This window comes from Arthrobacter sp. FW305-BF8, from assembly GCF_021789315.1.
Classification (GTDB): Bacteria; Actinomycetota; Actinomycetes; order Actinomycetales; family Micrococcaceae; genus Arthrobacter.
Genome location: NZ_CP084561.1, coordinates 2,092,925 through 2,119,074, shown reverse-complemented (window position 1 = coordinate 2,119,074; position 26,150 = coordinate 2,092,925). Strand labels below are relative to the sequence as shown.

The window sequence follows — 26,150 nt, the reverse complement described above, 5'->3', positions numbered from 1 at the left end:
CATGCGGCCGTCATGGAGGCAGGTTGCGACCTCCGAGACGCGGTTCCATGACAAGGCTCCCGGGGAATCGGGCCCTTGACCCGGCTCCCGGGAAACCTGACCCTTACAGACTGCGGCTAAAGGCTGCCGGCCTTGCGCAGCCGGTCGATGGCGCCGGACGGATCCGCGGCGCCGTACACGGCGGACCCGGCGACGAAGACGTTGGCCCCGGCTTCGGCGGCACGGACGATGGTTTCCTCGGTAATGCCGCCGTCAACCTGGATGGCCACGTTCACGCCGGATCCCTCGATCGCCGCGCGGGCACGGCGGATCTTGGGCAGCGTGAGGTCAAGGAATGCCTGGCCGCCAAAGCCGGGCTCCACTGTCATGATCAGCAGCATGTCCAGCTCCGAAAGCATGTCCAGGTACGGCTCCAGCGCAGTGGCCGGCCGCAGCGCCATCCCGGCCTTCGAGCCCCGGGCCCGCAGCTCCCGGGCCAGTTTCACCGGCGCGATTGATGCCTCGGCGTGGAACGTCACGGAAGCAAGGCCGGCGTCCGCATAACCAGGCGCCCAGCGGTCGGCGTCGGAGATCATGAGGTGGGCGTCCAGCGGCACCGGGCTAACGGCCTGGATCCGCTGGACCACGGGAAGTCCCAGGGTGAGGTTGGGGACAAAGTGGTTGTCCATCACATCTACATGCACGGAATCAGCGTTGCTGATTTTCTGCAGCTCGGCTTCGAGGTTCACGAAGTCGGCGGAGAGGATGCTGGGGTTGATGCAGCACTGCGTCATGCGGGGTCCTTTCGCGGGACGGAAGTCCGGGGTGTGGAAACGGTCATTGGGAACTCAGCGCTTCCGGGAAGCCAGCGCTTCCGGGAAGCCAGCGCTTCCGGGAAGTCAGCGCTTCCGGGAAGTCAGCGCTTCCGGGAAGTCAGCGCTTGCGGCGGATGAGGGCGAGGAACATTGCATCCGTGCTGTGGACATGTGGCCACAGCTGGGCTGTCTTCTCGTGCCCCGCACCCAGGCCGCCGCCCAGGCTGACGGCGTCCAGCACGCTGCCGGCGTCCAGAAGTTCCAGGTCATCCCGTTTCCGCAGGGCGTCGCTGACCACAGCGGTGGTTTCGGCCGGGTGCGGTGAGCAGGTCACGTAGGCAACCACGCCGCCGGGCCGCACGGCCGCCAGGGCTGAGTTCAGCAGTTCGCGCTGCAGAGGCCCCAGATCGGCGAGGTCCTTCGGGGTGCGGCGCCAGCGGGATTCGGGCCGGCGGCGCAGGGCTCCGAGTCCGCTGCAAGGCACGTCCACGAGCACACGGTCAAAGGCGGCAGGCTGCTCGGAGCCAACCTCCCGGCCATCGCCGGTCCTGACGGTCCAGACCTCCGACGGAACAGCGGACAATGCCTGGCTAACAAGTTTGGCCCGGTGCGAGGCGGGCTCGTTGGCCAGGAGCGTGGCTCCGCGTTCGTTCGCCAGCGCGCCCAGCAAGGCTGCCTTCCCGCCCGGCCCGGCGCAGAGATCCAGCCAGGCTTCCCCGGTGCCGCTTCCCCCTGTCACGGAACCTTCTGCAGCTGCCACGTTTTCGCCAGGCCGTGTCTCAAGGCTGGGCCCTGTCTCAAAGCCGGGCCCAGCCTCAAAGCCGGGCCCTGTCTCAAGGCTGGCGGCTGCCAACGCCCGGGCCACCAGCTGGGAGCCGACGTCCTGCACGCGGGTGGTGCCGGACCTGACGGACTCCAGCCGGCCGAGGTCACCACCGCTGGAAAGGGCGGATCCCTCCACCAGTTCACCGGGGACGGCCCCGTTCTCCAGGGCCTCGTCCAGGCTTCCCAGCCCGGGAAGCGCCACCAGGTTGACCACGGGGGCCGCGTTGTCGGCTTCCAGGAGGTCATTGATCTCGCCGACCGGGCGGCCGTGGGCCACCAGCGACTGCCGCAGGGCACGGACAATCCACTCGGGATGGGCGTACCGGACTGAGGCAACCTTGGTCTCGTCCTTCTCGCCGGCAACCAGTTCGTCCAGCCACTCGTCCAGGCTGTGTGCCGCTACCTTCCGGAGGACGGCATTGATCAGGGCGGACGGCCCGGCACCGATGACCGCCCGCGCCAAACCGACGGTCTGGTCCAAGGCCGCATGGGCGGGTACGCGCATTGCCACCAGCTGGTGGACCCCGATGCGCAGGGCATCCAGGACAGCCGGATCCAGCTTGTCCAGGGACCTGTCCACGCAGCGGGCCAGAATGGCGTCGTACGTGCCCTGGTTCCGCAGCGCACCGTAGCTCAGTTCCGTGGCGAAGCCGGCGTCGCGCCGGTCGAGGCCATGTTGCCGGATGCGTGCCGGCAGCACGAGGTTGGCATAGGCGTCGTCGGCCGCAACCGCGCGCAGCACTTCAAAGGCCACCAGCCTGGCAGGATCCGCCCTGCGGGTGCGCTGCGACGGGGCGTTCTCGGTGAAGCTGCGCTGCGGGCCGCGGTTCCGCTCCCTGCCCTGCGCGTTGCGCCGGCTGGATCCTCCGCCGCCCCGGCGCTGGTCAGAACCGCCAGTACCTGAACCGCCGGTGCCTGAACCGCGCTGGCCGCCGCGGCCGGATCGGCCCTGCCCGGACCCGCTTCTGCCGGAGTCACTCATTGGAATACCACGCTTTCGAGGGAGGCCTGGCCGCGTGCCCAGTCGGCTGCGGCCATCATTTTCTTGCCGGCAGGCTGCACCTTGGTGAGTTCGACAGCATGCGAACCCGTGCCCACCAGCACGCTCTTGCCGGCCAAAGCCAGTTGTCCCGGCCGAACATCCGTGACGTCGGGCCGGAGCCGCACTGGCTCAAGCTTCAGCCGCTGGCCATCAAGGGTGGTCCAGGCTCCCGGTTCGGGCGTCACGCCGCGGGCGCGGCGGCCCACGGACAGGGCCGGCTCCGACCATTCGATGCGGCCGTCGTCGAGGGCAAGCTTGGGCGCGAGGGTCACTTCGCCCTGCTGGGGACGGGGAGACGCCGCACCGGACCCGACGGCGGACAGCGTCTGGGCGAGCAGGACGGCGCCGCTGTGGGACAGCCGTTCAAGCAACGCCCCGGAGGTGTCCTCCGGACCGACCGCCTCGGTCAGCGTGCCGATGACAGGGCCGGTGTCGAGCCCCTCCTCGAGCTGGAACGTCACGGCACCGGTGATGTCGTCGCCTGCGATGACGGCCCGCTGCACGGGAGCCGCTCCGCGCCAGGCCGGCAGCAGTGAGAAGTGCAGGTTGATCCAGCCATGCTGCGGAATGTCCAGGGCCGCCCGGGGCACAAGCCCGCCGTAGGCGACGATCGCCGCAACGTCGGGACGGGCTTCAGCGATCCGTTCGGTGACGGCAGCGTCCACCCGCGACGCATGGATGACGTCGATGCCGAGCTCGGCCGCCCGGGCAGCAACGGGCGACGGCGTGAGCACACGCTTGCGTCCCACTGGCGCGTCCGGCCGGGTCAGCACCGCGACGATTTCGAAGCCGGCGGCCACCAGTGCATCCAGCGAGGGGACAGCTACGGACGGTGTTCCGGCGAAGAGGACCCTCATCCGGCAGCGCCGAAGCTTCCGGATCCGGACGCTGCCGCCCCGAAGCTGCCGCCGCCGAAACTGGAACCGACGGTCTTGGCGCGTTTGGCTGTGGTCTTTTCGGTGATGGAGTCGTAGTTGGCGTTGCGGATGGAGCGCAGGGCGGCCTTGCGGTCCTCGCCTTCGAGCCGGTCAGTGAAGAGGATGCCGTCCAGGTGGTCGGTTTCGTGCTGGAAGCAGCGGGCCAGCATTCCCTCCGCCTCCACTGAGATGGGGTTGCCGTTGATGTCGACGCCGGTTACGCGGGTGCTGCGGTAGCGGCGGACCGGGAAGCCCAGGCCGGGGATGGAGAGGCACCCCTCCACCTCGTCCGCCTGGAAATCCTCGCTGTTTTCCAGCACCGGGTTGATGACGTGGCCTTCAACGCCGCCGATCCGGTAGGTGAAGACCCTGAGGCTGACGCCGATCTGTGGCGCGGCAAGGCCTGCACCCTCCACGTCCTCCATCGTTTCGGTCATGTCGGCAACGAGCCTGGCCAGCTCCGGCCCGAAATCCGTGACAGGGTCGGCAACCGTGCGAAGCACGGGATCGCCGATGATACGGATATTCAGAATTGCCATGTGCAGTCATTTCCTCACGGTGAACGGGTAAACGGATCCAGTCCAGTTTAGTGGCTGTCAGGAAAACACCGGCGGTGCCAGCGGCAGCAGGGCGGGTCCGGCGCTGACGGTGTCCGCGGACATTTCCCACACCCGCCGCAGGGCACAGAACTTCCACCAGTGGTGCTTCAGGACCTCCGGATTTGCGCGGACGGGCCGCACCTCGGTTTCACCGATGGCGACGGCGAGCAGGACGGGGTTATCGCCGTGCTGCCACGGTTCCCACTCCCCTGCCACGGGATCCACCAGGCTTTCCTCCGCCTTCATGCCGGCAACAAGCTGCATGACCACCTTGTCGTCCAAGGGCTTGACCTGCCCGTCACGCGTTGTGCCTTTGGTCTTGTAGTCGATGAGGCAGGTCCGTCCGTTGATCCTGGCGACGAGGTCCAGTGTTCCTGCATATCCCACCGTCTTGTTCCACACAGTGATCTCCGGGGCGATCGGCTCCACCCGGAACAACTCCCACCATTCATCGAAGCGAGCGGCATAGGCTTCCTCACCATTGGAGGCCAGCGCGTCTCGGGCTTCCTTCATCAGGTGCGGCCTGCCGAGGGCGCGCAGCGCCACCTGCTCGCAGTAGTTGTGCACCCGGTCGCCGCGCTGCGCGGCCTCGTCCCGGTACGTTTCGGCGGCCTTCGCCGCACGGTTCACCGCCTGCCGCACCCTTGCGGGGCTCCCCAGGATCTCCGGCAGCGAGGGATCCTTGGCCAGGCTGCTGGCACCCATGTAGCCGAACCAGCCGTCCAGTCCGTGGGGCTGCTGTCCGATGACGGTGGTTATGGAGGGCACCGTGAACTGCTCCGTGGTGGAGCGGGCGTACATGCGGCCATATTCCGTGGCGTGGGCGAGGAGTGGAGCGGTCATGGTGAGACTCTTTCACGGGGGTCAGACATTGATGCGGAAACAGAAAAGCCCGCCCCTCCCAGTTCTATCTCCTGGGCTGAACGGACTTTCCATCGGTGGGCGATACTGGGTTCGAACCAGTGACCTCTTCGGTGTGAACGAAGCGCGCTACCACTGCGCCAATCGCCCCGATGCATTTGAATGCTAGCGGACGATCGCGGGTTAAAGGAAATCGGCCTGTTTACCCCTGAAAAGGGTCAGTAGAGCACGGCGAACAAGGAGCGCCCAAGGCCGGCGCTCATGACGGAACCAGCCAGTCCAGGCAGCAGAAACTACACCCCTGTAATTCAAGAATTTCCCTAGAATTCAAGGAAGTAGGGCTTGCCCGGCCATGCCGCCGGTCCCCGATTTGGAGTTTCCCGGAACCTCCTATAGAGTTCTTACTCGTTGGAACGCGACGAACTGCCGAATACGGCAAGGAATCACGGCTCCGAAATGCGGACGTAGCTCAGCTGGTAGAGCACCACCTTGCCAAGGTGGATGTCGCGAGTTCGAATCTCGTCGTCCGCTCGCAGGACACTGTCACGGCACTAGTTCCCGGAAGTTGCTTCCAGGAATCGACGCTTACACGGTGGGTTGGCCGAGAGGCGAGGCAGCGGCCTGCAAAGCCGTATACACGGGTTCGAATCCCGTACCCACCTCGGTGAAAACCATGGTTTCCGGTATTCCGGATGCAATGGGCGATTGGCGCAGCGGTAGCGCGCTTCCCTGACACGGAAGAGGTCACTGGTTCGATCCCAGTATCGCCCACCAGAGCAAGGAAACTTGCTTGTAGTTGAACGCTCGGCCATTTGGCTGAACTTCAAAAATGCGGACGTAGCTCAGCTGGTAGAGCACCACCTTGCCAAGGTGGATGTCGCGAGTTCGAATCTCGTCGTCCGCTCTCTTGATCCTCAGGATCCGAACCCAGGAATACCGCCGGTTGTACCGGCTCCGGGCGATTGGCGCAGCGGTAGCGCGCTTCCCTGACACGGAAGAGGTCACTGGTTCGATCCCAGTATCGCCCACGAAACAGAGCAGCTCTCCGGAGCTGCTTTTTTCTTGCCCTCATACTGCTTGACAACTTTTGTCAAGAACTCCTTGGCAGGCACGGCCTTCGACGCTAGGATCGAATGCGGAGGAGCGAACTGGCTCCGCGATTGAAGGGAGGTGCTCGTGGGTTTACTTGACGATCTAAAGGGCAAAGCTCAGGGTCTGATCCGCGGCAACGAGCAGTCCATCAAGGACGGCATCACCAAAGCAGGTGATTTTGTCGACTCCAAGACGGGCGGCAAATACACCAGCCAGGTAGATAAGGTCCAGACTGGCGCTTCCACTCTCGTTGACAAAGCCAATGAGAGGCCTACCCAGGGACCGGCGGACAACGTGCCGCCGGCTGAGAAGGCTCCGTAGCCAGGACTTACCGGGCTTCGCCCCTAAACGTCAAAAAGGTGCCGGTCCCGCCGAGAGGCGGCGCCGGCACCTTTCGCGTTCCCGAAAGAAGACCTGCCTGTCCAACCCTGCCCGTCTAGCAGAGCCCGTTTCTACGAAGGCTCGTGGTTCTGGCCCTCCCGGGCCAGCGCCGTAAGCCGCGAGACCGCCCGGAAGTACTTCTTCATATAGCCACCGTTCATCATTTCTTCGGTGAACAGCTTGTCGAACGGCACGCCGCTGGCAAGGATCGGAACGTCCTTGTCGTAAAGGCGGTCGGCGAGCACCACAAACCTCAGCGCCACTGCCTGTTCGGTGATGGTTTCCACGTCCCGCCAGACGACGCCGTCCACCCCGTCAAGCAGCTTGCGGTAGCGGCTCGGATGGACACCCGCGAGGTGTGAGATCAGGGTGCCGAAGTCATCCTCGGCTACAGTCTTGCCGTCGAACTCCGCCTTCATGTGGGAGTGAAGTTCGCTGTTCCGCAGCGGTGCCGGCGCGGCCGGCAGGCCGCGGTGGCGGAAGTCCTCGCCGTCGATCCTGATGACGTCGAACTGGTCCGCCAGGACCTGGATCTCACGCTGGAAATCAACGGCAGCAAAGCGGCCGTCGCCCAGCGAGCCCGGCAGGGTGTTGGAGGTGGCCGCGAGCTTCACGCCGGCGTCGGCCAGTTCCCGCATGAGGCGGGACATCAGGACGGTGTCGCCCGGATCGTCCAGTTCAAACTCGTCAATGCAGACGAGCTTGTAAGAGCTCAGTGCGTCGACGGTCTTCCGGAAGGACAGGGCACCCACCAGATTGGTGTACTCCACGAAGGTACCGAAGGCCTTGGGCCCGGGGGCAGCGTGCCAGAGTGATGCCAGCAGGTGGGTTTTCCCGACGCCGAAGCCGCCGTCGAGGTAGATGCCGGCACGGGTCGTGTCCTTCTTGCCAAAGAGCTTCTTGAACAGTCCCCCGCCGTCCCCGGCGCCGACGCCTCCGGCAAATGCCTGCAGCGCGTTCACTGCTGCCGCCTGGCTCGGCTGCTTCGGATCGGGCCGGTAACTTGCAAAGGACACCTGCCCGAACCTGGGCGATGGGTAGAAACCTTTGAGGAGCTCATCCACCGACACCGCCGGCGTCCGGGTGGCGAGCTTTTCGATCTGTACCAAGGTGGTCCATTCTGCTGGTGATTTGTCCCCAGCAAGAATACCGGCATTGGCCGTCCACCCCGCGGGCAACGCCTTGCTACCGGCGATGCCGTGAGCAAGCACACACATTTCGTCCTGTTAACACACAGCGGCATTCGTACCTGCCCATGGCTAGTGTTGGAGCAGTGACCCGCCGTCCCCCGGCGGTCTGACCTGACCGTTTCAGTGAAAGGCCATACGCATGTCCTACCCCGTTGAACAGAACGAGAAGTTCGCCGCCTACGCGCACCCGGAGCGGCTCGTTTCCACCGAGTGGCTGGCCGCGGCCATCGACGCCGGCGCCCTTAACGACGGCAAGCTCGTCGTGGTGGAGTCCGACGAAGACGTCCTGCTCTACGAAACCGGCCACATTCCCGGCGCGGTCAAGATCGACTGGCACACCGACCTGAACGACGAAGTGACCCGTGACTATGTGGAAGGCAAGGCGTTTGCCGCCCTCGCCGCCGCAAAGGGCATCTCCCGTGACGCCACCGTTGTCATCTACGGCGACAAGTCCAACTGGTGGGCAGCCTACGCCCTCTGGGTCTTCAGCCTGTTCGGCCACGAGGACGTCCGGCTGCTCGACGGCGGCCGCGACAAGTGGATCGCCGAGGGCCGCGCGCTGACCACCGACATCCCCTCGCCGGCCGTAGCCGACTACCCCGTAGTGGAGCGCAACGACGCTCCTATCCGCGCCTTCAAGGAAGACGTCCTGGCCCACCTGGGCAAGCCGCTGATCGATGTCCGCTCCCCTGAGGAATACACGGGCCAGCGCACCCACATGCCCGCCTATCCCGAGGAAGGCGCGCTGCGCGGCGGCCACATTCCCACCGCGGCGTCGATTCCGTGGGCACGGGCAGCAGCAGAGGACGGCACCTACCGCAGCCGCGCCGAGCTTGAGGCGCTGTACCTTGGCGAGGCCGGACTCGCCGAGGGCGACGACGTCGTGGCCTACTGCCGCATTGGCGAACGCTCCAGCCACACCTGGTTTGCCCTGAAGTTCCTCCTCGGCTTCGAAACCGTCCGCAACTACGACGGCTCCTGGACCGAATGGGGCAACGCCGTGCGCGTGCCGATCGCCAAGGGCGCGGAACGCGGCTCGGTGCCGGCAGTTGCCGCGCGGTAAATCGTCCGTAAAAAAGCGGCGGACGGGGACAACCTGCGTAAGCTGGAAGTGATGAGTACTCAAGCACTTCCCACCGCCCTGGCGGAGATTGTCGATGACTTCCAGGCGCTGAGCGAGCCCGAGCGGCTGCAGCTCCTGCTGGAGTTTTCCCGCGGCCTGCCGGAGCTTCCGGAACGCCTGAACAGCCACCCCGAACTCCTGGAGCAGGTGGTGGAATGCCAGTCGCCGCTTTTCCTCACCATTGAGACGGAAAAGAACGACGGCGGGTCCCCCGCCTTCCGGCTGTTCTTCAAGGCTCCGCCGGAGGCCCCCACCACCCGTGGTTTCGCCGGAGTGCTGCATGAGGGACTGGACGGCCTGACCGCCGAGGAGATCCTGGCTGTTCCGGATGATATGCCCGAACTGCTTGGCCTGACCCGCGCCATCACGCCGCTGCGCATGCGCGGCATGACCGCGATGCTCGGGCGCATCAAGCGCAAGGTGGCCGCCGCGGCCCGGCTCCACGCCTAGGAACCGGACCCGGATGGCGCGCAAGAACACGTCACAGGGAACGCCTGCCACAGCCGTATTGGCTGCGGCAGGCGTTTCCTTTAACCTGCACCCGTACAGCCACGATCCGGCCGCGGCCAGTTACGGCATGGAGGCAGCCGAGGTCCTGGGGATAGATCCGGCAAGGGTCTTCAAGACGCTCATGGTGGAGGTCGACGGCAAACTGGCGGTCGGCGTCGTTCCTGTCAGCGGAAACCTGGACCTCAAAGCGATAGCTGCGGCGCTGGGCAGCAAGAAGGCCGCCATGGCGGACCCGGCCGCGGCTGAACGGCGCACCGGCTACGTGCTGGGCGGAATTTCGCCCCTCGGACAGCGGCAGCCCTCCCCCACGGTCATCGACGAAACCGCCCTCACCCTCGACACGATCCTGGTGTCCGGCGGCCGGCGCGGACTGGACATCGAACTGGATCCCCGCGAGCTTGTCCGCCTCACCAAGGCCGTCACCGCCGCGATCGGAACGGGCTCCCAGGCACGTTAAACGGCATCAGGCTGAACCGGTTCCGGCTGGCCGGGATTGCGGCGGGGCGCCAGTTGCTGCCGCAGCCACGCCCGGACCAATCCTTCCCAGCGGACCGGATCGGCATTCCACTCCTTGGCATGCCGCGCCCCCTCGAACGGCTCGAATGTGACCATTTCCGGGTTCTTTTCCGCGAGCAGGGCCGAGGGCTGGTAGGGAACGTACTCGTCGTCCACGCTGTGGATGATGAGCGTCGGCGTCCTGAGTTCAACGGCACGCGACACCCAGTCCATTGATTTCAGGTCCACGGGCGCAGCGAGCCCGGTGAGCCTCCGGCCCACCTTGTGCCCCATCATCAGCTGGCCGTACCGGCCAACGGCCGACGGGATCCGGTTCAGCTCCGCGTGGTGGGCCAGCACGTTGACCCAGTCGATGACCGGCGCATCCAGCACCATGGCCCGGATGACATGCCGGTGCTCCGAGAGGTCCGCCGTCTGCAGGCAGATGGCCCCGCCCATGGACCAGCCGAAAAGCACCACGTCCCGGGCACCGCGGGCAAGGGCGAAGGCGATGGCGGCGTCGATGTCCCGCCACTCCGTGGAACCCAGCCCGTACCGGCCATCGAAGGCCGCCGGCGCCAGGCCGTCGTTCCGGTAGGAAACCAGGAGATTGGGCAGGCCGAGTTCGTGGACCACCCGCGCTCCACGGAGGCACTCCTGCCGGGTTGCCCCGCGCCCATGGACCATGACGGCCCAGGTTTCGGCGCCGGCATCACCCGGGATCAGCCAGCCCGGGGCGCTTCCGCCCTCAACCTCAATGTCGACGTCTTCGGACGCCAGGCCGACGTCGGAGGGATGCTGGTATGTGGCACCTCCCCACCAGGCGCGCCCTGCAGTTTCCAGGTTGCCGCTATAGACCGCCTCCACCTCGCGCAGCACGGTGCGCTCGGTGGGGGAATAGGACAGGATCCTGCCGATGCGGGCATGCCCGGCACCGGCGTCGAAGAAGAGGCTGTACGTTCCGTCATGGGTTGTCTCCGGCGTGGCCGCGAGGATGACCTGCAGTTCCCTGCCCTCCCGGATGACCGCCAGGACTTCCTGGTCCGCCGCCCGGACGCGGGTGGGGGTCAGGACGCGGCGGGCGAAGTAGAGCGCCAGGGCAGATGATCCTGCGCCAAGCAGGGCAGCGGCGGTGCCGCCCGCAATGACTCCCCCGAGGGTCCACTTCGCTCTCAGGGTCATCGCGTTGCCCTGGGTAGTAGCTGGGATAGTCAAAGCAGCCTGCGCGGAATCCATGCCTCCCATCTTGACCGATCCGGCCCCGTCCGGCACATTCGTGGCCCGCGCATGCTGGCGAAATGCATGCGGGCCAAATACATGCGGGCACTGGCGGGCGGGACTAGGCTGATGCCATGAGCGATCCAATCGTCATTCTCACTGAAGAGCCGCTGGGTGCGGACGACCGCGTGAACATCGAACGCCTGGTGGACGGGGGTGACGCGCCCCTGGTGGTACTGGTCCCGGCCAATACGGAACGGCATCTGCTGGTGGACTTCCTCGAGAACCTTTCGATGCTGGACATTGCCAAGGCTTTCCGCGAGCTGACGGCCCATGCCCCGGACCCCGCGGAAGAACGGGCCGCGGCAGACGCCACGCTGGCCACCTCGGTCAGGGCCCTGGAAGGCATCGGCGGCGGCGTTGCAGGCGAGGTAGTGGCCGGCGGGGCCGTCAACGGCCTCGTGGCCAAGGTTAAGGAGCTTGGTGCCGCCCAGGCCGTGGTCGTCACCAGGCCGCATGCCGTCTCGGACACCTTCCACACCGACTGGGCCAACCGGGCACAGGACAAGCTGGGCCTCCCGGTGCTGCATCTGTATGCAGGCTCGGGATTTATCGGGGACTCCTGAGCGTTGGTCCGGTTATGAGCACTCCTGAGAAATCCGACCTCACCAACACCGCCGCTACTCCTGCTGCCGGCCGGTCCGACGACGACTGGCGCCGCGAACTGACGCCGGAGGAATACCACGTGCTGCGCCAGGCCGGCACGGAACGCCCTTACACCGGTGAGTACTGGGACACCCACACCGCCGGCGCCTACAACTGCCGCGCGTGCGGGACCGAGCTCTTCACAAGCAAGGAGAAGTTCGATTCGCACTGCGGCTGGCCGTCCTTCTGGGCGCCCCTGGCCGAAGAGCGGGTGCGGTACATCCACGACCGGACCCTGGGCATGGAGCGCATCGAGGTGCGGTGCGCCAACTGCGACTCGCACCTCGGGCACGTCTTCGAGGGCGAGGGTTACGGGACCCCAACCGACCAGCGTTACTGCATCAACTCCATCTCACTGAAGCTGGTTCCGGCCGACGGCGACGCCCAGGCCTGAGACTGCCGGGCGCTGCGCCTTGCGGTTATTCCGACAGCCCTGAGCCCTACAGTTTCTTATGCTCACGCCTTTGATCGATTAGGAACCCTGTCCGCTTGCTACGCTCGCCCTAGAAGCTCAGATAACCCGAAAGGCGAGGCCAGCGATGACCGTAACCGTACACACAGCACCAGCCCGAATCACCGCGGTACACCCGGAATGGCAGCGCCTCAAGGCCGCGGCCATTGCCCTGCGGGAGCTGCAGGTACAGGACGGCTCCATCCCGGACCAGGCCAGCCATGCTGCAGCGCAGGGCCACGTCGACGCCCTTGTCAGCGCCATCGAGGCGCTGGCACCGGCGTTCCCCCACGACGCCCTCTACCTGGACCTGCTGTGCCGGGACTTTGACCGCTGGGCCGGGGAAGGGTTCGGCGTCCCGGACTTCCTGGACTCCCTGCTCGCGTTCCAGCCGCAGGCGGACCGCGAGAACGGCCTGCAGCACCTGGTGGTCTTCCCCATGTACACGCAGAACGGCAGCGGCAGCCGGCTCGTGGAGGCCGTCCTCATCGACGTCGTGTGGCCCGACTTCATTGCAGGCCTGGAACAGGGCGACTACTCGAACGGCCTGTTCGTGCCCATCCGGTTCATCGACTTCACCCCCGGGTACGACACCAACTCCGCTGTGCTGTTCCCCGAAACGGTGGGAGTGCGCGCGACGCCCCGGTTCACCTGGGGTGCCATTTTCGCGGACCGGGAAGCAGCACGCTTCCGCCGCGTCCTCCGGGCCGCGGCCGACATCACTTCGCTGGAGCTGCCGGCGGGAGCCGCGGAACTCCTCGAGGACCAGGAACTCACCGAAAAGACCTTCGTCATGTGGGACCTGATCCATGACCGCACGCACATGCGCGGGGACCTGCCGTTCGATCCCTTCATGATCAAACAGCGGATGCCGTTCTTCCTGTACTCCCTCGAGGAGCTGCGCTGCGACCTGACGGCCTTCCGCGAATCCGTGAAGATCGAAAAGGACGAAGCAGCGGATCCGGAAGCACGCCGGCACGCCAAACTCGTGCAGTACGCCGTCATTTTCGACCGGATCTTCCGGTTCGCCATCACCGGCAGCCGTATCCGCAACTATGACGGGCTCGGCGGCCAGCTGCTCTTCGCGTGGCTGCACCAGCACCGCGTCCTCCACTGGACCGACAGCCGGCTGACCATCGACTGGGAACACGTTGCCGGCGTCGTGGTGGAGCTGGGTGCCCGGATCGAGGAGCTCTACTGGCGCTCCATCGACCGGCCCAAGACCGCCCACTGGCTGGCGGCCTATGAGCTGATCTCCGGGACAGTCACGCCGAACCCGGCCTCCGTCTGGGCCAAGGGGCCAGGCGCCCTCCCCCTCGACGGGCCGCCGCGGGGCCTCACCGACCAGGTCCTGGACGACGAGTTTCCGCTGTCCATGTTCTATGAAGCCCTGGAAAAGAAGATGCGCCCCGTCATCGAATCCACCGCGGGCATTACGGGCTCCTCGGATTCTGCCCTTCCGGCTGATGGCCCCGCCGCGGCTGCGGCATGACTACCGACAGGGTGAGCACAGGCAGGCCACTGCGCGTGCTTGTCACAGGCGGCAGCGGACCTTCGGGGATAGCGGCCGCCCGTGCGCTGCTGGAGGCTGGCTTCACCGTGTTCACCGTCGGATCGGACAAGGCCCGCATCGAGGAGGCCGCAAAAGCCGCCGGGGGCGCCACGCCGCTGGTGTGCGACCTTGCCGACCTCGCCGCAGTGCGGGAACTGAAGCAAGAGCTCGCGCGCACTGCCGGAAAGGTCGACGGCGTCATTCACCTGGTGGGCGGATGGCGCGGCGCGCAGGGCATCACCAGCCAAACCGATGAGGACTGGGATTTCCTGGAACGCAGCGCCGTCACGACGCTCCGGAACGTCACCCGGGTCTTCTACGACGACCTCGCGGACTCGCCCTGCGGGCGTTTTGCCATGGTGTCCTCGACGGCGGTCGGCAGCCCCGCCGCCGTCGTCGCCAGCTACGTGGCGGCCAAGGCCGCCGCTGAAGCGTGGACCATGGCAGTGGCCGAAGGCTTCCGCCAGGACGCCCAAGGGCACGAAGACGCTGCTCACGGCGCCCAGGGCCAGGACGGCCCAGCTGACGGCACCCAGCACAGTGCCGCCGTCGTTTTCGTGGTGAAGGCACTGGTGGACGCCGGCATGCGAAGCAGTGAGCCCGGACGGAAGTTTTCCGGCTATACCGACGTCGAGCAGCTGGCCGCCGCCGCCGTCGAACTTTTTAGCCTGCCCGCCGCGGAGCTGAACGGGCAGCGGCTGCTGCTGGCCCCGGTGCCCGCCGGTGCTGCGACTACGCAGAACGCCGCAACTACCTAGACTGAAAGCGTGACCAAAGAGATGACAACAACGGTTGAAACTGCCGGCAGTGGCACCATGTCCAGGCTGCACGACGCGTCCGTGCGCGGCTTTGCCTCGGATAACTACTCAGGAGTGCACCCCGAAGTGCTGGCCGCGTTGGCCGCCGCCAACGAGGGGCACCAGGTCTCCTACGGCGAAGACGCCTACACGGCCCGCCTGCAGGAGCTGATGGAGGAGCATTTCGGGCCAGGTATCGAATGCTTCCCGGTCTTCAACGGCACGGGCGCCAACGTGCTGTCCCTGCAGTCCCTCCTCCCGCGGTGGGGTGCGGTGGTCTGCGCGTCCACGGCACACATCAACATGGATGAGAACGGCGCCCCGGAGCGTGTGGGCGGCATGAAGCTGCTCCAGGTGCACACCCCGGACGGCAAGCTGACGCCGGAGCTCATCGACCGCGAAGCGTGGGGCTGGGGCGACGAGCACCGCGCCCAGCCGCTGGCCGTCTCCATCACCCAGACCACTGAACTGGGCACCTGCTACACGGTGGATGAAGTCCGGGCCATCGCGGAGCACGTCCACGCCAAGGGCATGAAGCTGCACATGGACGGCGCGCGGCTGGCCAACGCGGCGGCGCACCTGGGCGTTCCGCTGCGGGCCTTCACGCGCGACGCCGGCGTGGACATCCTGTCGTTCGGCGGAACCAAGAACGGGCTGCTGTTCGGCGAGGTGGTGGTGGCATTGAACCCGGATGCCGCCCAGGGGCTGCTCTTCCTGCGCAAGATGAACATGCAGCTGGCCTCCAAGATGCGGTTCATGTCCGCGCAGTTCATTGCCCTGCTCGAAGGTGACCTGTGGCTGCGTTCGGCGCGCCACGCAAACGCCATGGCCGCGAGGCTGCGCGCCGCGGTGGATGACATTGACGGCGTGGAACCCACGCAGAAAACGGAGTCCAACGGCGTCTTTGCGGTATTGCCCGCAGGCGTGGCGGACAGGCTACGGGAGTCCTTCCGCTTCTACGACTGGAATGAAGCCACCCGCGAGGTCCGGTGGATGTGTTCCTTCGACACCAGCGAGGAGGACGTCGATGCCTTCGTGGCAGCCATCAGGGACGAACTCTCCCGGCACGGGTCCTCACCGGCGGCAGCGCGGTAACATGCTCGGGATTGCGTGAGCAGGCGGCGAGCCTGCCGGAATTGGCGGTTTCCATTGCGTACCCTGCGATTGTGAATGCACTTGCCCAGGTTCCCGCGAATTTTCTGTATGCGCTGGGAACGCTCCGCAAAGCACGCTGCCGCAGCGAACTGCGCCTCGACGAGATCCCGGCGCCCGCCCGGCTGGCGCCATTCGCCGTGGCCCTCGGCGCCGAGGTCATCGTTCCCAGCGGCGGCAGGTCGGGCGGCGACCAGGACCGTTCACCGGTCCACGGCCCGGCGGCCGTGGCACTGGCCCGGTCGGCCGCCGCCGGAGCCTCCGCGGGTGCTGGTGCCGACGACGACGGCGAGGAGCTCGCCACCGGGCGCTTCATCCTGCTGCACGACCCCGACGGCTCCGCGGTGTGGGACGGCGAATTCCGGATCGTCACCTACATCCGGGCCCAGCTCGACGCCGAGATGGGCAACGATGAAATGCTGGGCTCCGTGGCCTGGACATGGCTCGTGGAAGCCCTCGAAACCCACCACGCCCCCTACCGCGCGGCCGGCGGCACCGCCACGCGCGTGCTGTCCGAAAGCTTCGGAACGCTGGCGGACCGGCCCGCCTCGATCGACATTGAACTTCGCGCCTCATGGACTCCGGCCGGCGCCGACGTCCAGGCGCACCTCGAGGCGTGGTCGGACATGGTATGCACCTTCGCCGGCCTCCCGCCGCTGCCCGAGGGCGTTTCCGCGCTCCCCCGCAGGCGCCGCAACTAGGCTTCCGCCAGCAAAAAAGGCTGCCCAAACCGGTGGAGTAATTTTCACGGCAATTACGGCACGATTCTTTTGCCTAATGGCCCTGGCCGTGTAAAGTCCCGTGCTTAGGCGAGCCTAAGACGGGCTCCTCCGGCAGAAGGTGCTTTCATGACAGCCAACTTCCTCATCGGGCTCCGGGAGGGCCTCGAGGCGACACTCATTGTCGTCCTGCTGATGGCCTACCTCACCAAGAGTGGCCGGCGTGCGCTGCTTCCCCGGCTGTGGGCGGGCGTGGGAATCGCCGTCGCTGTGTCCGTTGGATTCGGTGCCCTGCTGACCTTCGGCCCGCGCGGCCTGACCTTCGAAGCCCAGGAAGCGATCGGCGGCGGCCTGTCCATCATTGCCGTCGGACTGGTCACCTGGATGGTCTTTTGGATGGCCCGCACCGCCCGCACGCTCGGCAGCGAACTGCGCTCCCGCGTCGACGGCGTGGCCGACGGCGCCGCCTGGGGCCTGGTGCTTGTGGCGGCTTTGGCGGTCGGGCGGGAGGGCCTGGAGACGGCGCTGTTTTTGTGGGCCGCAGCCCAGGCCAGCGGGGAATCCGGAACCCCTCTGTTCGGCGCCCTCGTGGGCCTCGCCGTCGCTGCCGGGCTCGGTTACCTCCTGCACCGCGGCGTCCTGAAGGTCAACCTGTCCCGCTTCTTCACCTGGACCGGCGTCGCCCTGGTGGTCATCGCCGGCGGCGTCCTCGCCTACGGCGTCCACGACCTGCAGGAGGCCGGCATCCTGCCCGGGCTGCACAGCCTCGCCTTCGACGTCTCAGCCGCCGTCCCGCCGTCGTCCTGGTACGGCACCCTGCTGAAGGGGACCCTGAACTTCTCTCCCGCCACCACCTGGCTGGAAGCGGCCGCCTGCGTCCTGTACACCATCCCAGTCATGTTCTTCTACCTCCGCGCCAACTTCCGCCCGCCGCTACGGCGAGCGGAAGCCCCTGCCGCAACTGCCGCCGTCGCCTCCTGACCGGCAGCGCCTGCCGCCAACCAAACGCTGCACCCAACATCGCGCTGCATACTCAACACCCCGCTGCATCCCCAACACCCCAAGGAATTCACATGCCCGGCTTCTCTTCGCCTCAAACCCGCCGGACTGTCGGTGCCCGCCTCGCCGTCGTGGCAGCCACCGCAATCCTCCCGCTGGCCCTCTCATCCTGCACCGACAACGCCGGTGCCAACGCGTCCGGCACCACCGACGGGCCCATCCAGGTGACCAGTACCGATGCCGAGTGCAAGGTCTCCGCTGCGGAAGCCCCGAGCGGAAACCTCACCTTCGCCGTGAAGAACGACGGCGCCGAGGTCACCGAGTTCTACGTGCTCGCCGAAGACGGCCTGCGGATCGTCGCCGAAGTGGAGAATATCGGCCCGGGAATCACCCGTAACCTGGTGCTCACCGCGCCCGCGGGCAAATACATCACCGCCTGCAAGCCGGGGATGAAGGGTGACGGCATCCGTGCGGACTTCACCGTCAAGGACTCCGGCAAGCAGGCCACCGTGGATGCCGACCTCCAGAAGCTCGTGGACACCGGAGTCAGCCAGTACGCGGCCTACGTCAAGGACCAGACCGAGCAGCTGGTAGCCGGAACCAAGGAATTCGCCACCGCGTACGCGGCGGGCGACGCCGCCAAAGCCAAGAGCCTGTACGCTGCCACCCGCATGCACTGGGAACGGATCGAGCCCGTGGCCGAATCCTTCGGAGACCTCGATCCCAAGCTCGACGCCCGTGAGGCGGACCTCGAACCGGGGCAGAAGTGGACCGGCTGGCACCGTGCCGAGAAGGACCTGTTCCCGCCGGCCGGATATAAGGCGCTGACCGCAGCTGAACGTGGCGCACTCGCCAAGCAGCTGGTGGCCGACACGGCCGAACTCAGCACGCGCACCCGAACCGTGGAGCTCAGCGCGGACAAGCTCGGCAACGGCGCCAAGGAACTGCTGGATGAGGTGGCCCGCGGCAAGGTCACCGGGGAGGAAGAGATCTGGTCGCACACCGATCTCTGGGACTTCCAGGCCAACGTGGACGGCGCGCGGATCGCGTTTGAAAACCTCAAGCCGGTCCTGCAGCAGAAGGACGCTGCCTTGGCCAAGGACCTCGACGCCAAGTTCAGTGCCCTGCAGGCTGAGTTGAAGAAGCACGCCAAGGGCGACGGCTTCGCCTACTACAACGAGCTGGGCAAGGACGAGGTCCAGAAGCTCAGCTCCCTGGTGGACGCTCTCGGCGAGCCGCTGTCCAAGCTCACTGCGGCAGTGGTGCTGTGAGCGGCTGCCCCTTCGGCGGCGACCAGCAGCCGCCTGCCACGCCCCAACCCAACGGTTCCGAAGCATCGCCGTCGGAGACCTCCCACGGCGAAAACCGCCGCATGTCCCGCCGCGGACTTTTGGGACTGGCGGGCGTGGGCGGCGCGGGAGCGGTGGCGGGCATCGCCGCCGGCCTGCTCGGCCACGACACCCTGGCGGCCGTTGCAGCGCCCCCGGCCGCCAACGATTCCGTCGTCCCCTTCTTCGGCGACCGGCAGGCGGGGATCACCACGGCTGCGCAGGACCGCCTGCACATGGCGGCCTTCGACGTCACCACCGATGACCGTGCGGCGCTCGTCGAACTCCTCAAGGACTGGACGGCTGCCGCGGATGCCATGGCCTCCGGCCAGACCACCGGAGCCACTGGCGCCGTCGATGGCCCGTATGACGCGCCGCCCGAGGACACCGGGGAAGCCCTGGACCTCGACGCCGGCCGGCTCACCCTCACGTTTGGCTTTGGCCCTTCCCTGTTCGAGAAGGACGGCAAGGCCCGCTTCGGCCTGGACGGAAAGCGGCCCGACGCCCTCATCGATCTGCCACACTTCCCCGGCGACGCCCTGGAGCCGGGCCGTACGGGCGGCGACATCGTGGTGCAGGCATGCGCCGACGACCCCCAGGTGGCCGTGCATGCCATCCGGAATCTGGCGCGCATCGGCTTCGGCAAGGTCCGTGTCCGCTGGTCCCAGCTGGGATTCGGCCGCACCTCGTCGACGTCGCGGGCGCAGCAGACGCCCCGCAACCTCTTCGGTTTCAAGGACGGGACCAACAACCTCAAGGCCGAGGACACCGCCTTGCTCGACGAGCATGTGTGGGCCGGCGCCGGGTCCCGTACAGGCGAAGCCTGGATGGAGGGCGGCAGCTACCTGGTGGCGCGGCGCATCCGGATGCACATCGAGATCTGGGACCGCACCTCGCTCCGCGAACAGGAAGGCTTGATTGGCCGGACCAAAGGAGAAGGTGCACCGCTGTCGGGCGGCAAGGAGTTCACCGCCCCCGACTTTGCCATCAAAGGTAACGACGGCGAACCGCTCATTGGCATGGAGTCCCACGTCCGGCTGGCCCACGCAGACCAGAACGACGGCGTGCGGATGCTCCGCCGGGGGTACAACTACACGGACGGCTCGGACGGACTGGGCCACCTCGACGGCGGGCTGTTCTTCATTGCCTTCGTCAAGGACCCGCGGACGCACTACGTGCCCATGCAGATGACCATGGCCAAGGAGGACGTCCTGGCCCTGGAATACCTCAAACACACTGGTTCCGGTCTCTTCGCCGTGCCGCCTGGCGTCAAGCAGGGCGGCTTCATCGGGGAAGGCCTCTTCACCTGAGCCTCTGCGTCTGAGGCTCTCCCTCTGGGCCTCTGCGTCTGGGCGCCCTTCACTTGGGCTCCCTTTGCCTGCGCTCGGCATGAGCGTTAAGGCATTTGCCCCGCGCCGCCGTCGTTTTCGACGACGGCGCGGGCCGACCGAACGTCCCTTGGGCCGGCTGCCGGTAAACTAGGGACATCATGACCGCTCAAAATTCGGATAACACCACAGCTGGCGCTCCGGCTGCTGAAAACACACCCCATATAACGGTGGAAGGCTTCGACAGCCTGGTCCCCGTTGTCATCGATCTCGATTCGCCCCGCGACGGCGTCCCCCTGGTCATCGAAACCCAGGCGGGGCTGGAACGCTGCGCCGCCGCGATAGCCGCGGGCACGGGCCCGGCCGGTGTCGATGCAGAACGGGCCTCGGGCTTCCGCTATGGGCAGCGGGCGTTCCTCGTCCAGATCCGCCGGGAAGGTTCCGGAACATGGCTGATCGACCCCGAGCCATTCGGGGACCTGCGCATCATCAACGATGCCCTGCGGGGCGTCGAATGGATCCTGCACGCCGCCAGCCAGGACCTGCCCTGCCTGTCCGAGCTGGGCATGTGGCCGGACAAGCTTTTCGACACTGAACTTGCAGCGCGCCTGGCAGGCCTTCCCCGCGTTGGCCTCGCTGCCGTGATCGAGCAGCTGCTCGGTTTCGGACTCGCCAAGGAACACTCGGCAGCCGACTGGTCCACCCGGCCCCTGCCAGAGCCGTGGCTCCGGTACGCCGCGCTCGACGTCGAAGTCCTGACGGAACTGCGCGAGGAACTTATCGAACTGCTCGAAGCGGACGGAAAACTCGAATACGCCGAACAGGAGTTCGCCGCGATCCTGTCTGCCGGGCTCGCAGCACCCAGGGTTGACCCCTGGCGCAAGACGTCGGGACTCCACCAGATCAGGGACCGCCGCCAGCTGGCCGCGGTTCGGGAACTGTGGCTGGAACGCGACGCCCTGGCCCAAAAGCGCGATGTCGCCCCGGGACGCCTCATCCCCGACTCTGCCCTCGTCGCCGCAGCCAAGGCGATGCCGACGACGGTACCGCAGCTGCTCGGCACCAAGGGATTCCACGGCAGGGCTGCCCAGCGGGAAGCGCCCCGCTGGCTGCGGTGCATCGCTGCGGCCCGGGCGCTCGAAGACCTCCCCCCGCTCCACCTGCCCACCAACGCCCCGCCGCCGCCGCGGGTCTGGGCCGACCGCGACCTTCCCGCGGCGGAGAGACTGCAGACCGCCAGGCCACTGCTGCAGGAGAAGGCGGATGAACTCAAGCTCCCGCTCGAAAACCTGCTGACTCCGGACTACCTTCGTCGCGTCGCGTGGCGGCCGCCGGAGGACATCACCGAGGCCGCCATCGCCGAAGAACTGCGCGGGCTGGGTGCCCGGCAGTGGCAGGTCGGCCTGGTGGCGCCGCTGATCACCAGGGCATTCCTCAACCCGCAGCCGCTTCCGCCGAAGGAAGCAAGGGAGCCAAAGGAAGCGTCCGCGTAGGAGACTGCCCGAACAACGCTGTGATGGGCGGGCGGGCATTAGTGGGCGGGCGGAACGCCACCAATGGCCGTCAAGCGGCGTGTTCAGGTCAGCACCCTTAGGTGCGACAACGGGGTCGTTCCGCCCGCTGGATTCATTCTGCCTAAGATCCTGCGCGCCATCCAGTGGTCTGAACGGCCGGGACACGGTTTGCCCCGCCGCCATGATCCCGGGACCCGGTATCCCAATTATCAAGGCAGGGACGATTGCGCAGCGTACGACGGCGGTGCTGGCCGCGGTTTAGGCTTTTCGCTCACCTAATTTTCCAATTGGGTAGCCGCTCAGGGCATTCTGAGAGCTGGGAACGCCCTGTGCTGCTACCGGGTTTTGGTTCTGGGCGGGGTTAACAAAACTTTTCGGTTCGGTCCGCGTGCGGTGCACTTTCCACCCTTAAATGTCACGGCCCCCTGTCATGCTGTGGGTATGGATAACCCGGCAGTTGCAGGGATGTTGGAGGCCATCGGTGCCTCCGCTCTTGCGCTGGCTGCTGAGCTCCGTCAGGCGGCTGAAACGGGTCCGGCTCCGCTGCCCGATGAGGCTGATCCCGTACGGGATCAGGCGGACCTGTGCCTGGACGGGCTGTCAGGGGTGGCCAGGATGGAGGCGCGTCTGGCGGCCGTGAAGGCGGACTTGGTCGCCGGCTTTTCCTCGGCGGAGGAGGCCATGACTCCGCCTGGTGCGTCCGTGCAGGACCGCACTGTCCGGCGGATGTCGTTGCGGGCTGAGGTTGCTGGTGCGCTGACGGTGAGTGAGAGCGCGGCGAAGCGGTTGCTGGTTGAGTCGGACATGCTGGTCAGGGACCGGCCGTTGACGCTGGCAGCATTGCAGGGCGGAACAATGTCGTGGCAGCATGCGCGGATCATGTGCGATGAGACCGAGGGGTTGGATCCGGTGGCTGCGGCGGCGTTTGAGGCGCATTTCCTGGACCCTGAAGCGCCGGGGTATGCGCGGGGTTGCCCGGCGGGGGAGCTGACGCCGGCGAGGTTCCGGGCAAAGGCGCGGTATTGGCGGGAGCGGCATCATCCGGTCAGCATCGAAAAACGCCACCGCAAGTGTGTGAAGGACCGGCGGCTGGAGTACGTCCCGGACCGGGACGGCATGGCCTGGTTCTCGGCCTATCTGCCCGCGGACCAGGCCGCGGGGATCTGGAACGGGGCCACAGCCGCCGCCCGCACAATGCAGGGCCCGACCGAAACCCGGACCCTGACCCAGCTCCGCGTCGACGCCTTCGCCGGCTGGTTGCTCGACCCAGGTCCGCGGGTTGCCGGCGGATCCGAGGACCAGGCTGCAGGACTCATTCCAGCGGGGTCCCTGCCCGCAGGAGCCCTGTTCGCTGACCCTGCGCTGGCCGGTGAGGTGCTAGCCGGTGGCGGCCTGGCCGGTGAGGTGCCGGTCGGCGGGATGCCGGTCGGCGGGGTGCCGTCCGGGTCCGCCCCCATCGGTGGCGTGCCGTCCCCGAAGGCGCAGGTCCTAGTCACGGTTCCGGTGTTTTCGCTGCTCGGCCTGTCCGATGAGCCGGCCAACCTGGACGGGCATGGCCCTATCCCGCCGTCGATGGCCCGGCGGCTGGTTGCCGACGGCGCAACGTCGTTCCTGCGGGTGCTTGTTGATCCGCGGGACGGGGCACCGTTGGAGATCGGCCGCACCAGCTACCGGCTCACCAAACCCATGCGCCAATGGCTGCGGCTCCGCGACGCCAAGTGCACATTCCCCAACTGCGATAACCACTCCCTCGACAACGACGCCGACCACATCCTCGCCTGGGCCGACGGCGGGGGCACCGGCGTCGCGAATCTTGGTCAGCCATGCCCGAAACACCACCGCCTGAAACACGCCACGGCGTGGAGACCGGTCGGCGCCACCCGAGACGCCCCGCCGGGCTGGATTTCACCCATGGGAAGGTCCTATGCCGCCGAATACCAGGACTGGGAACCACCCACGTGGCCAGAACCACCATCAATCCAAGACTTGCAGGAACTGCCACCCAGACAGGATTGGCCCGAACGGCCGCTCGGCGAAGACTGGCCTATACCACCGGACTGGCTTGATGCGTCGGAACTCCCCGAAGACCTTGACGATATTGAGAGCCTGCTGACTCTCGACGGCCCTGAACCGCCGCTGCCAGCGGATCCCTGGCCTTACTGGTCATCATCCACAGCAGCCTAAGAAGCCACCCGCCTCAGCAGCGTGGCGGCCATCAGGCAAGCCCCGCGGCGCTTTAGACGGCTCGGCGCCGGTTGCAGCCGATATTACTCACGAGTAACGTTGGGTTCACCGGTGCCCGGTCCCCGCTGGTGCTGCTGTCCAGCAATCCGGGGTCACCGACCGCACGCCCGTCTCAATGAGGAGCCACAGAATGAGCGCCGCAGATTTCCGCAAGCTTGCCGATCTCTTCCCTGATGAGGCGGTCACTCATTCCTCCGTGCAGGACATCGAGCTCCCGGCCACAGAGGGCCACACCAGCCCGGGCGTCCTGGCGCTGATCACCCTGGACAACGGGCTGGGCTCTTCGAAGCCCACGACACTTGGCCCCAATACCCTCGTTGAACTGGGCACCGTCCTCGAAGGGCTGCGCGAGCGGGCGGCCGCGGGCGAGATTGCGGCGGTAGCCGTGACAGGCAAGCCGAACTTCTTCGTTGCCGGGGCAGATCTGTCAGCGGTCACGAAGCTACAGGAGCGCGAGCACGGTCTATGGATGGCGCAACTAGGCCATAAGGTCTACTCCACACTGGCCAACCTCGGCGTTCCCAGCTTCGCCTTCATCAACGGCGTCGCCCTCGGCGGCGGACTTGAGATCGCCCTGCAGTCCACCTACCGCACGGTGTCCACGGGCGCCGGGGCGCTGGCACTTCCGGAGGCCTTCCTGGGGCTGGTGCCCGGGTGGGGCGGCGTGTACCTTCTGCCGCGGCTGATCGGGCCCGAGAACGCGGTGAAGGTGATGATCGAGAACCCGCTGAACAACAACCGCACGTTGTCCGGTCCCGAAGCCTTCAACCTCGGCATCGCCGATGCGCTGTTCGAGGCGGAAGATTTCCTTGAGCAGTCCGTCGCCTGGGCAGCGCGCGTTGTCGCCGACGCCGCAGGTTCGGGCACCGGAGGTTCCGGCGTAGCACCGGAACGGCGCGCCGCTGTCGATCCCACCGACCCTGCTGTTGCCGCCCGTTGGGCGGACGCCGTGGCCGCCGGCCGCGCCTACGTCGAAGCCAAGACATCCAATGCGTCCCCGGCACCCGCCGAGGTGCTGAACATCATGGCGGCGAACCGCACCATGAGCCAGGCGGAGTCCGCCGCGCTCGAATGCGAAACGCTTGCCGGCCTCATGCAGACCGACGAGTTCCGTGCCACCGTCTACGCTTTCCTGGACCTCGTGCAGAAGCGGGCCAAGCGGCCCGCAGGCGCTCCCGGCCGCGAGCTCGCCCGGCCCGTCACGAAGATCGGCGTGGTGGGAGCCGGCCTCATGGCCAGCCAGCTTGCCCTGCTGTTCGCGCGCCAACTCGGCGTGCCCGTGGTCCTGACCGACATCGACCAGGAGCGGGTGGACAAGGGCGTTGGCTACGTCCACCAAGAAGTGGACAAGCTGGTGGCAAAGGGCCGGCTGAGCGCCGACGCCGCCACGCACGCCAAGGCGCTCGTGACAGGGTCCGTTTCCAAGGCACCGTTCGCGGACGCCGACTTCGTCATTGAGGCGGTGTTCGAGGAACTGAACGTCAAGAAGCAGGTGTTTGCCGAGCTCGAGGCCATCGTCTCACCGGAGTGCATCCTCGCCACGAACACGTCATCACTGTCCGTGACAGCCATGGCCGCAGACCTGCGGTATCCCGAACGTCTCGTGGGCTTCCACTTCTTCAATCCCGTGGCCGTCATGCCGCTGCTCGAAATTGTCCGGGCACCGAAGACCGATGACGCCGTGCTCGCCACCGCCTTCGAACTCGCCAGGGGCCTGAAAAAGACCGCCGTCCTGGTCAAGGACGCCCCCGCATTCGTGGTCAACCGCATCCTGCTGCGGCTCATGGGCGAAGTCACAGCCGCCTTCGACGAAGGTACCCCAGCCGACGTTGCGGATGCCGCGCTGCGCCCCATGGGCCTCCCCATGACGCCGTTCACCCTCCTCGCCATGGTGGGGTTGCCGGTTGCCCAGCACGTACAGGAATCCCTGCATGCGGCCTTCGGCGACCGCTTCCCGGTCTCGCAGAACCTGCAGAAACTGGTCGACAACAAGGTCAGATCCCTGTGGTCCACGGCACCGGACGGCAAGCAGGAGATTCCGCCCGCCACCTCTGCCCTGATGTCCTTCGGCAGCATTCCGTCAACCGCAGAGGAAGTTCTGCGCCGGACCCAGGACGCCCTGGCCGAGGAGATCGGGCTGATGCTCGAGGAGGGCGTGGTGGCGGGGCCCCAGGACATCGACCTGTGCATGATCCTGGGCGCTGGCTGGCCGATGTTCCTGGGCGGAATCACCCCCTACCTCGACAGGGTGGGAGCCTCGGAGCGCGTCAACGGCAGGCGCTTCCTGCCGCCGGGAGTGGCATCACGTTCCTGA

Annotated in this window: 23 protein-coding genes and 6 tRNA genes; 21 read left to right on the top strand and 8 right to left on the bottom strand. The window is 66.7% G+C overall.

Annotated features, from left to right (window positions below):
• Window positions 1–116: 116 nt before the first annotated feature.
• The 6 genes from rpe to LFT45_RS09415 form a co-directional block, all read right to left on the bottom strand.
• Window positions 117–773 carry a ribulose-phosphate 3-epimerase gene (gene rpe / locus LFT45_RS09440; RefSeq protein WP_102973081.1) on the bottom strand — a complete coding sequence of 219 codons (657 nt, stop codon included), beginning with the start codon at window positions 771–773 and terminating at the stop codon, window positions 117–119.
• A 139-nt stretch (window positions 774–912) separates the two neighbouring features.
• Entirely contained in the window at window positions 913–2,601 is a 1,689-nt protein-coding gene (locus tag LFT45_RS09435) for an RsmB/NOP family class I SAM-dependent RNA methyltransferase (protein WP_236808071.1), read from the bottom strand.
• The gene (fmt, locus tag LFT45_RS09430) at window positions 2,598–3,518 is read right to left on the bottom strand and encodes a methionyl-tRNA formyltransferase (protein WP_236808070.1); all 921 of its coding nucleotides are present in this window, start codon (window positions 3,516–3,518) and stop codon (window positions 2,598–2,600) included. The genes LFT45_RS09435 and fmt overlap by 4 nt, the downstream gene beginning before the upstream one ends.
• Window positions 3,515–4,117 carry a peptide deformylase gene (def, locus tag LFT45_RS09425; protein WP_236808069.1) on the bottom strand — a complete coding sequence of 201 codons (603 nt, stop codon included), beginning with the start codon at window positions 4,115–4,117 and terminating at the stop codon, window positions 3,515–3,517. The genes fmt and def overlap by 4 nt, the downstream gene beginning before the upstream one ends.
• Before the next feature lie 57 nt (window positions 4,118–4,174).
• Entirely contained in the window at window positions 4,175–5,020 is an 846-nt protein-coding gene (locus tag LFT45_RS09420) for a PD-(D/E)XK nuclease family protein (protein WP_236808068.1), read from the bottom strand.
• A gap of 96 nt (window positions 5,021–5,116) precedes the next feature.
• Window positions 5,117–5,188 (bottom strand) — tRNA-Val (locus LFT45_RS09415).
• Between the two features lie 308 nt (window positions 5,189–5,496).
• Between LFT45_RS09415 and LFT45_RS09410 the strand changes: the two genes are divergently transcribed.
• The 6 genes from LFT45_RS09410 to LFT45_RS09385 all read left to right on the top strand — a co-directional run bounded on the left by LFT45_RS09410 (window position 5,497) and on the right by LFT45_RS09385 (window position 6,451).
• Window positions 5,497–5,569 (top strand) — tRNA-Gly (locus tag LFT45_RS09410).
• Window positions 5,570–5,629: 60 nt separating this feature from the next.
• Window positions 5,630–5,700 (top strand) — tRNA-Cys (locus LFT45_RS09405).
• 37 nt (window positions 5,701–5,737) lie between these two features.
• Window positions 5,738–5,812, top strand: a tRNA-Val gene (locus tag LFT45_RS09400).
• A gap of 57 nt (window positions 5,813–5,869) precedes the next feature.
• A tRNA-Gly gene (locus tag LFT45_RS09395) sits at window positions 5,870–5,942 on the top strand.
• 52 nt (window positions 5,943–5,994) lie between these two features.
• Window positions 5,995–6,066, top strand: a tRNA-Val gene (locus LFT45_RS09390).
• A gap of 148 nt (window positions 6,067–6,214) precedes the next feature.
• The gene (locus LFT45_RS09385; protein ID WP_111903627.1) at window positions 6,215–6,451 is read left to right on the top strand and encodes an antitoxin; all 237 of its coding nucleotides are present in this window, start codon (window positions 6,215–6,217) and stop codon (window positions 6,449–6,451) included.
• Window positions 6,452–6,582: 131 nt separating this feature from the next.
• Here the strand turns inward: LFT45_RS09385 and zapE are convergent, their stop codons facing one another.
• A complete protein-coding gene (gene zapE / locus LFT45_RS09380; RefSeq protein ID WP_236808067.1) occupies window positions 6,583–7,620 on the bottom strand; it encodes a cell division protein ZapE in 1,038 nt (345 codons plus the stop codon).
• Window positions 7,621–7,840: 220 nt separating this feature from the next.
• Between zapE and LFT45_RS09375 the strand changes: the two genes are divergently transcribed.
• Genes LFT45_RS09375 through ybaK form a run of 3 tightly spaced genes read left to right on the top strand, consistent with a single transcriptional unit; the run spans window position 7,841 to window position 9,791 of the window.
• Window positions 7,841–8,764 carry a sulfurtransferase gene (locus LFT45_RS09375; protein WP_236808066.1) on the top strand — a complete coding sequence of 308 codons (924 nt, stop codon included), beginning with the start codon at window positions 7,841–7,843 and terminating at the stop codon, window positions 8,762–8,764.
• Window positions 8,765–8,815: 51 nt separating this feature from the next.
• On the top strand, window positions 8,816–9,274 hold the full coding sequence (locus LFT45_RS09370; protein WP_236808065.1) for a SufE family protein: 459 nt from the start codon (window positions 8,816–8,818) through the stop codon (window positions 9,272–9,274).
• A gap of 13 nt (window positions 9,275–9,287) precedes the next feature.
• Window positions 9,288–9,791 (top strand): Cys-tRNA(Pro) deacylase, encoded by a 504-nt coding sequence (gene ybaK / locus LFT45_RS09365; protein WP_236808064.1) that lies wholly within the window; start codon window positions 9,288–9,290, stop codon window positions 9,789–9,791.
• On the opposite strand, the gene LFT45_RS09360 is transcribed toward ybaK, so the two are convergent.
• Complete coding sequence (locus LFT45_RS09360; protein ID WP_236808063.1) at window positions 9,788–11,011, bottom strand: alpha/beta hydrolase family protein; 1,224 nt, start codon at window positions 11,009–11,011, stop codon at window positions 9,788–9,790. The two genes, ybaK and LFT45_RS09360, sit on opposite strands and share 4 nt — an antisense overlap.
• A gap of 170 nt (window positions 11,012–11,181) precedes the next feature.
• On the opposite strand from LFT45_RS09360, the gene LFT45_RS09355 reads away from it, so the two are divergent.
• The 12 genes from LFT45_RS09355 (at window position 11,182) to LFT45_RS09300 (ending at window position 26,150) form a co-directional block, all read left to right on the top strand.
• Window positions 11,182–11,673 (top strand): hypothetical protein, encoded by a 492-nt coding sequence (locus LFT45_RS09355; RefSeq protein WP_236808062.1) that lies wholly within the window; start codon window positions 11,182–11,184, stop codon window positions 11,671–11,673.
• A gap of 14 nt (window positions 11,674–11,687) precedes the next feature.
• Window positions 11,688–12,146: a peptide-methionine (R)-S-oxide reductase MsrB gene (gene msrB, locus LFT45_RS09350; RefSeq protein ID WP_236808061.1), complete on the top strand. Its 459-nt coding sequence runs from the start codon at window positions 11,688–11,690 to the stop codon at window positions 12,144–12,146.
• 145 nt (window positions 12,147–12,291) lie between these two features.
• Window positions 12,292–13,695, top strand: a complete 1,404-nt coding sequence (locus tag LFT45_RS09345) for a DUF6421 family protein (RefSeq protein WP_236808060.1) — start codon at window positions 12,292–12,294, stop codon at window positions 13,693–13,695.
• A complete protein-coding gene (locus LFT45_RS09340) occupies window positions 13,692–14,513 on the top strand; it encodes an SDR family oxidoreductase (protein ID WP_236808059.1) in 822 nt (273 codons plus the stop codon). Before LFT45_RS09345 ends, LFT45_RS09340 begins: the two co-directional genes overlap by 4 nt.
• A 21-nt stretch (window positions 14,514–14,534) precedes the next feature.
• Window positions 14,535–15,647, top strand: a complete 1,113-nt coding sequence (locus LFT45_RS09335) for a threonine aldolase family protein (RefSeq protein ID WP_236809238.1) — start codon at window positions 14,535–14,537, stop codon at window positions 15,645–15,647.
• Between the two features lie 68 nt (window positions 15,648–15,715).
• Window positions 15,716–16,405 (top strand): DUF3000 domain-containing protein, encoded by a 690-nt coding sequence (locus tag LFT45_RS09330; protein ID WP_236809236.1) that lies wholly within the window; start codon window positions 15,716–15,718, stop codon window positions 16,403–16,405.
• Between the two features lie 147 nt (window positions 16,406–16,552).
• Entirely contained in the window at window positions 16,553–17,404 is an 852-nt protein-coding gene (gene efeU / locus LFT45_RS09325) for an iron uptake transporter permease EfeU (RefSeq protein WP_236808058.1), read from the top strand.
• A 92-nt stretch (window positions 17,405–17,496) separates the two neighbouring features.
• Window positions 17,497–18,693: an iron uptake system protein EfeO gene (gene efeO / locus LFT45_RS09320; protein WP_236808057.1), complete on the top strand. Its 1,197-nt coding sequence runs from the start codon at window positions 17,497–17,499 to the stop codon at window positions 18,691–18,693.
• On the top strand, window positions 18,690–20,060 hold the full coding sequence (gene efeB, locus LFT45_RS09315) for an iron uptake transporter deferrochelatase/peroxidase subunit (protein WP_442863613.1): 1,371 nt from the start codon (window positions 18,690–18,692) through the stop codon (window positions 20,058–20,060). The genes efeO and efeB overlap by 4 nt, the downstream gene beginning before the upstream one ends.
• A 179-nt stretch (window positions 20,061–20,239) precedes the next feature.
• Window positions 20,240–21,571 carry an HRDC domain-containing protein gene (locus LFT45_RS09310; RefSeq protein ID WP_236808056.1) on the top strand — a complete coding sequence of 444 codons (1,332 nt, stop codon included), beginning with the start codon at window positions 20,240–20,242 and terminating at the stop codon, window positions 21,569–21,571.
• Window positions 21,572–22,033: 462 nt separating this feature from the next.
• On the top strand, window positions 22,034–23,776 hold the full coding sequence (locus tag LFT45_RS09305) for an HNH endonuclease signature motif containing protein (protein ID WP_236808055.1): 1,743 nt from the start codon (window positions 22,034–22,036) through the stop codon (window positions 23,774–23,776).
• Window positions 23,777–23,966: 190 nt separating this feature from the next.
• Window positions 23,967–26,150: a 3-hydroxyacyl-CoA dehydrogenase NAD-binding domain-containing protein gene (locus LFT45_RS09300; RefSeq protein ID WP_236808054.1), complete on the top strand. Its 2,184-nt coding sequence runs from the start codon at window positions 23,967–23,969 to the stop codon at window positions 26,148–26,150.